Genomic DNA, 266 nt, shown 5'->3' with positions numbered 1-266 from the left:
AGGGTGAGTCCGTAGCCGAATCCGGCGCAGCCGGCGGAGATGTCGAACGCGGCGGGCTTGCCCGCGCCGATCTTGTGCGCGATCTCGGTGGCGATGGCCGGCGTCTGCTTGAAGTGCGAGACGGTCGAGACGATCACCGCGCCGATCTGCTCGGGCGTGACACCGGCGTCCGCGATGGCCTTGCCGGCCGCCTCCACGGACATGGCCGACACGGTCTCCTCCGGGCCGGCCCAGTGCCGGGTGGCGATGCCGGAGCGCGAGCGGAT

General features: G+C 71.8%; 1 pseudogene. It reads right to left on the bottom strand.

Annotated features, from left to right (window positions below):
* A pseudogene (locus GJQ66_RS12915) lies at positions 1 to 266 on the bottom strand (3-oxoacyl-ACP synthase); the annotation flags it as partial.

Source organism: Microbacterium sp. ZXX196, from assembly GCF_009709595.1.
Taxonomy (GTDB): domain Bacteria; phylum Actinomycetota; class Actinomycetes; order Actinomycetales; family Microbacteriaceae; genus Microbacterium; species Microbacterium excoecariae.
The sequence above is the reverse complement of the archived record's forward strand: the minus strand, read 5'-3'. Positions and strand labels throughout refer to the sequence as shown.